Origin of the sequence: Sphingomonas sp. (genome assembly GCF_036402235.1) — a bacterium.
Lineage (GTDB): Bacteria > Pseudomonadota > Alphaproteobacteria > Sphingomonadales > Sphingomonadaceae > Sphingomonas.
In genome coordinates, this window is sequence record NZ_DASWTG010000017.1 from 1 (window position 1) to 4,985 (window position 4,985).

Below are 4,985 nucleotides of genomic sequence, written 5' to 3' on the forward strand. Positions count from 1 at the left end.
CCCACCCGGCCACCCACTTCAGGGTATCTTTGATGGGTGGCCGGGTGGGGGAGCGGGCTGGTGCCGCGATCCGGCGATAGCCGGATCCAGCAACCTACGCCGCGAACTGGTTCATCGTATTGTGGACGCCGCCCGCCTTGAGCGCGGCCTCGCCCGCGAAATACTCCTTGTGATCGTCGCCGATGTCGGACCCGCTCATGTTCTGGTGCCTGACGCACGCGATGCCCTGCCGGATCTCCTCGCGCTGCACGCCCTTGACGTAGCCCAGCATCGCCTCCTCGCCGAAATAGGCCTTGGCGAGATTGTCGGTGCTGAGCGCCGCGGTGTGATAGGTCGGCAGCGTGATCAGGTGATGGAAGATGCCCGCCCGCGCCGACGCATCGCGCTGGAACGTCCGGATCCTCTCGTCCGCCTCCGCCGCCAGCGCGGTGCCGTCATAGTCCACGCTCATCAGCTTCGCCCGGTCATAGCCCGAAACATCGCGCCCTTCCTCGCGCCACCGGTCATAGACTTGCTGGCGGAAGTTGAGCGTCCAGTTGAAGCTGGGCGAGTTGTTGTAGACCAGCTTGGCATTCGGAATGACTTCGCGGATGCGGTCGACCATCGCCGCGATCTGCTCGATATGCGGCTTCTCGGTCTCGATCCACAGCAGGTCGGCGCCATGCTGAAGGCTGGTGATGCAGTCGAGCACGCAGCGGTCCGCCCCGGTCCCCTCGCGGAACTGGAACAGGTTGCTGGGCAGCCGCTTGGGCCGCATCAGTCTGCCGTCGCGCTCGATCACCACGTCGCCGCGCAGCGTGGCGGGATCGGTCACCTCCTCGCAATCGAGGAAGGCGTTATACTGGTCGCCCAGATCGCCCGGTTCCTTGCTGAACGCGATCTGCTTGGTCAGCCCCGCGCCAAGCGAGTCGGTGCGCGTGACGATGATCCCGTCATCGATGCCCAGCTCGAGAAAGGCGTAGCGGCACGCGCGGACCTTCGCCAGGAAGTCCTCGTGCGGCACGGTGACCTTGCCGTCCTGGTGCCCGCACTGCTTCTCATCCGAGACCTGATTCTCGATCTGCAGCGCGCAGGCGCCCGCCTCGATCATCTTTTTCGCCAACAGATAGGTCGCCTCGGCATTGCCGAAGCCCGCATCGATATCGGCGATGATCGGCACGACATGCGTCTCGAAATTGTCGATCGCATTCTGGATGCGCGCCGCCTCGACCTCGTTGCCGCCGTCCCGCGCCTTGTCGAGATCGCGGAACAGCAGCCCCAACTCGCGCGCATCGGCCTGCTTCAAGAAGGTGTACAGCTCCTCGATCAGCGCCGGGACGCTGGTCTTCTCGTGCATCGACTGGTCGGGCAGCGGCCCGAAATCGCTGCGCAGCGCCGCGACCATCCAGCCCGAAAGGTAGAGGTACTTGCCCTTGGTGGTGCCGAAATGCTTCTTGATCGAGATCAGCTTCTGCTGCGCGATGAAGCCGTGCCAGCAGCCGAGCGACTGGGTGTAGGCCGCCGGGTCGGCGTCATAGGCGGCCATGTCGCGGCGCATGATGCCGGCGGTGTACTTCGCGATGTCGAGGCCCGTCCTGAACCGGTTCTGCAACCGCATCCGCGCGACCGATTCAGCGTCGATCCCGTTCCAGCGGCCATTCTGCGCGGCGATGGGCGCGGTGGCGCGGGCGATTTCGTCCTGGTAGGTCATTGGGCACCTCGTAAGATTTGAGGTGCGTCTATTCATCTTTACATATTCGATGCCTGCAAAACCGCCGCATCACGAGGTGAAGGCGTCAGCTCCGATCGCATCTCGTTTGTGATTCTGTAAATTCCTGACAAAACTCCTCGCTCAATTCGGTGCAAATTGAGTCCTCAGCGCCACACCCCATCCCTAGGGCCTGTGGATAAGTTCCGGACTCAACATCTGGTCCGGTCGCGGAATGTTCCGCCAAGTTAACGGAATCCCAAGGATTTCCGTTAACTAATGTTCGCTTGACGGAGTCCGCCCTTTCATGGCGTTTCGCCCCCTCAACAGGGGCATGGAGTAGTTAATGGGGGTCATCGAGAAGGTCGCGAAGCCGGAGGTTCGCATCCGCAGCTGGGTCGACGTCCTGCCGCTCGACACGATCATCCAGCAGGACTGCATCGAGGCGATGCGCGCGCTTCCCGCCGCGTCGGTCGACATGATCTTCGCCGATCCGCCCTACAACCTCCAGCTCGGCGGCGACCTCAATCGCCCCGACGGCAGCTTCGTCGATGCGGTCACCGACGAATGGGACAAGTTCGATTCGCTCTCGGCCTATGACGCCTTCACCCGCGCCTGGCTCACCGAGGCGCGCCGCATCCTCAAGCCCGACGGCACGATCTGGGTGATCGGCAGCTACCACAATATCTTCAAGGTCGGCTCGGCGATCCAGGACCTGGGCTTCTGGATCCTCAACGACATCATCTGGCGCAAGGCCAACCCGATGCCCAATTTCAAGGGCACGCGCTTCACCAACGCGCACGAGACGCTGATCTGGGCGTCGATGGGCGAGAAGGCGAAATACACCTTCAACTACCGCAGCATGAAGACGCTCAACGACGAGCTCCAGATGCGCTCGGACTGGGAATTCCCGATCTGCGGGGGGCAGGAGCGGCTCAAGAAGAACGGCGTCAAGGTCCACCCGACCCAGAAGCCCGAGGCTTTGCTCTATCGCGTGATGCTCGCCTGCACCAAGCCGGGCGACGTCATCCTCGACCCGTTCTTCGGCACCGGCACCACCGGCGCGGTGGCCAAGCGCCTGCGCCGTCACTGGATCGGCATCGATCGCGAGGGCACCTATATCGAGGCGGCGCAGGAGCGCATCAACGCCGCGCTGCCGCTCGACGAATCGGCCGTCACCACGATGATGGCCCCGCGCCAGGCGCCGCGCGTCGCGTTCGGCACGCTGATCGAGACCGGCTACCTCACCCCGGGCACGGTGCTGAGCGACACCAAACGCCGCTGGCGCGCGGTGGTGAAGGCGGATGGCTCGCTGCTCAGCGACTGCGGCACGGCAGGCTCGATCCACAAGGTCGGTGCGACCTTGCAGGGCGCGCCCTCGTGCAACGGCTGGACCTTCTGGCACTATGAGGCGGAGGACGGCCTCAAGCCGATCGACGCGCTGCGCCAGACCTATCTGCTCGCGACGCAGCCCTGAGCCCCAACCGTCATCCCGGACTTGTTCCGGGGCCCACGGATCCCCGCGCGCTTCGCCCGCGCGTGGAAACTGCCCTCCATCCCCACTCCCCTGCCGTCGCATATGAAAGTCACGCGAAGGCGAAGAAGGTTTTTCGCGCCGAGGCGCAGAGAGCGCAGAGATGTCGGGAAGTGTGGCGGCGCCAGCCGCCTTTCACAAGCACGAGGAGCCGGTCAACAGGAGGGCGCAGGCGCGGCAGGCGGCCAGATCTCTGCGCCTCTGCGGCCCTCCGCGTGCTTTGCGCGAAAACACCTCTTTTTCGTGCCTTCGTGTGAAAAACCTTCCGCCTCGGCCCGCCAGCGCGAGAGAATGTCTCCCGCCCGCCGGATGGACAGCGGTATGGACATGCTCGCCCCTGCCCCTCGGCCAAATGGAATCGCGCCGAACGCGATTCGCCAACATCGGCCGCACCTTGTTCCGTACCGCTTCCCCGATCCGCTCGCCACGCCACGCCGCGGCGGCGCGCCGTTTCGCATTGCCCGCCGCCCGAAAACCGCGCAAATCTGCCGGAAATAGCGCCCCGCTTTCCTACACGAACCAATTAGGTTAGAATAAATGCCTGTAGCGTACCCAGATCGCGAAGACGGAAACCGACGCAGCTAGCGCGATACAGAAAGGCAAGAAAATTCCGGTGCAGATCCCGACCAACGCCCGTCTCTATCTCCGGCCCGTCCAGTTCGCCGATTCGCCGATCGAGCGGGATGGCGAGGTGGCGCGGCTGGCGGGCGGGCTCGTCTGGTTCTCCGCCTGGGAGCTGATCGCGGTCGAGAACGGGAAGCGCGTGCTCCAGCGCACCATTCCCGTCGCCGGCCTGCCCGATGACGAGCGGCTGCAGGCGATCGCCGCGCGCATCACCGCACCCCGCCCTGCGCTCCAGCTCGGCGAGCGCGTGCTGCGCTTCGACCAGCCCCAGGTGATGGGCATCCTCAACATGACCCCCGACAGCTTCTCCGACGGCGGCAAGCACAGCGACGATCCCGAAGCGGCCGCCGCCGCGGGGGTCGATATGGCGGCGGCGGGCGCGGCGCTGATCGACGTCGGCGGCGAATCGACCCGGCCCGGCGCGCAGGAGGTGTGGGAAGGCGACGAGATGGAGCGCGTCGTCCCCGTCATCGAGCGGCTCGCGCGCAGCGGCACGCTCGTCTCCGCCGACACCCGCAAGGCCGGGGTGATGGAGGCGGCGCTCGCGGCGGGCGCGCATCTCGTCAACGATGTCTCGGCGCTGCTGTGGGACGAGCGCGCGCTCGATATCGTGGTGCGTGCCGGGTGCCCGGTGGTGCTGATGCACGCGGGCGACCCCAAACAGGGCGCGGACGGCGGCCGCGGCTATGCCGATCCGCTGATCGAGGTCTATGACTGGCTGGCGGCGCGGATCGAGGCGGTCGTTGCGGCCGGGGTGGACCGCGCGCGCATCATCGCGGACCCCGGCATCGGCTTCGGCAAGTCGCTCGCCGACAATCTCGCGCTGCTCAACGGCCTCGCGCTGTTCCACGGCCTTGGCGTGCCGCTGCTGCTGGGGGCGAGCCGCAAGCGCATCGTCGGCGCGCTGTCGAACGAGGCGCCCGCCGATCGGCGGCTCGGCGGCTCGCTCGCGCTCGCGCTCAAGGGCGCCGAGCTCGGCGCGCAGCTGCTGCGCGTCCACGACGTGCCGGAAACGGTGCAGGCATTGCGCGTGTGGCGCGGGATGCGCGATGCGGCGCTGGTCGGACGTTAGGACAGATCGAATTCAATCCTCCCCCGCCAGGGGGAGGTGTCAGCGCAGCTGACGGAGGGGGAGGATTC

3 protein-coding genes are annotated in these 4,985 nt (G+C 66.0%); 2 read left to right on the forward strand and 1 reads right to left on the reverse strand.

Annotated features, from left to right (window positions below; translation table 11 throughout):
* Positions 1 to 94: 94 nt before the first annotated feature.
* A complete protein-coding gene (locus VGD28_RS02985; RefSeq protein ID WP_331026848.1) occupies positions 95 to 1,690 on the reverse strand; it encodes an isocitrate lyase in 1,596 nt (531 codons plus the stop codon).
* 343 nt (positions 1,691 to 2,033) lie between these two features.
* On the opposite strand from VGD28_RS02985, the gene VGD28_RS02990 reads away from it, so the two are divergent.
* Together VGD28_RS02990 and folP are read left to right on the forward strand one after the other, a co-directional pair.
* On the forward strand, positions 2,034 to 3,164 hold the full coding sequence (locus tag VGD28_RS02990; protein WP_331026849.1) for a site-specific DNA-methyltransferase: 1,131 nt from the start codon (positions 2,034 to 2,036) through the stop codon (positions 3,162 to 3,164).
* 670 nt (positions 3,165 to 3,834) lie between these two features.
* A complete protein-coding gene (gene folP, locus VGD28_RS02995) occupies positions 3,835 to 4,917 on the forward strand; it encodes a dihydropteroate synthase (RefSeq protein ID WP_331026850.1) in 1,083 nt (360 codons plus the stop codon).
* Positions 4,918 to 4,985 lie beyond the last annotated feature (68 nt).

Coding starts and splice junctions, on each gene's coding strand:
- VGD28_RS02985 (WP_331026848.1), bottom strand. CDS start 1,690: ATGACCTACCAGGACGAAATCGCCCGCGCCACCGCGCCCATCGCCGCG.
- VGD28_RS02990 (WP_331026849.1), top strand. CDS start 2,034: ATGGGGGTCATCGAGAAGGTCGCGAAGCCGGAGGTTCGCATCCGCAGC.